This window comes from Mesorhizobium sp. P2_D1, assembly GCF_056404455.1.
Genome location: NZ_JBFUDZ010000139.1, coordinates 1 through 1047, shown reverse-complemented (window position 1 = coordinate 1047; position 1047 = coordinate 1). Strand labels below are relative to the sequence as shown.

1 protein-coding gene is annotated in these 1047 nt (G+C 58.3%); it reads right to left on the bottom strand.

What is annotated here, in order from left to right; translation table 11 throughout:
• A partial coding sequence (ligD, locus tag AC1D0I_RS32575; RefSeq protein WP_477400181.1) for a non-homologous end-joining DNA ligase occupies window positions 1-1019 on the bottom strand: 1019 nt, incomplete at its 3' end.
• Between the last annotated feature and the right edge of the window lie 28 nt (window positions 1020-1047).

The window sequence follows — 1047 nt, the reverse complement described above, 5'->3', positions numbered from 1 at the left end:
AGCGAACAGGGGCGACCTTTGAGATGTTTGATCATCCAGGGGCCAACGGCCTCGAAGTACTCTGCAAGATCGAGCTTGGTGACCGGCTGTCCACCATCGCCGGCATTCGGCCACAGCGGCTTGTCAGGCTTGGAGATGATGACGCCCAGGACGACCGGGCTTTTCCCACTCCGGGCAGTCGCCCTGGCGGGTTCGGCAATCTGCGTCTCTTGAGGATCGGCGGGTCGCTCTGCCTCAACCTCTTTCGCGGGCTTGTCTTCGCGCAGGCCTTTGAAGGCGGCCTGCCTGACATTGCCGCCGCCAGTCCACCCGGCGAATTCGATTTCCGCAACCAGTTCGGGCTTTGTCCAAAAGACGGTTGAATCCTTTTTTGGCGCGCCATCGCCAGTGAATGGCGACTTGACCGTCTGCATCTGCTTCAGCCTTGGCAGCAGTTGTTTGACCTTTGCCTCGCTGTATCCGGTTCCGACACGGCCGATGTAAGCGAAATGTTCGCCCCGATTGACGCCGACCAGCAACGATCGGAATTTACCATTGGTGGTGGCCCAGCCGCCGATGACGACCTCATGTCCGGCGCGGCATTTCGATTTTGCCCAGGTGTCGGTCCTGCCCGAGACATAGGTTGCATGAGCCTTTTTGGAGACAATGCCTTCAAGCGACAGACGACAGGCGGAGCGCAGCACCGCATCGCCACCATTGGTGAAGTGTTCGACATAGCGGATAAGGTTATCCTCGCCGCGATCGACGTTACCGAGCATCGCGCTCAGCCGCTCCTTACGTTCCAAGAGAGGCAGCTTTCGCAGATCAACGCCGTTGGCAAATAACAGATCAAAGGCAAAGAAGATGAGCTCGTTTGTTCGGCGCTCGGACAATGCAGCTTGCATGGCGGCAAAATCGGGCGCGCCATTCTCGCCGAGCGCGACAATCTCGCCGTCAATGATGCCATCGGGAAGGCTGCCCGCCTCCTTTGCGATGGCGCCAAATTTCTCCGTCCAATCCAGGCCTTTTCTGGTCTTCAATCCAATCCAGGCCTTTTCTGGTCTTCAA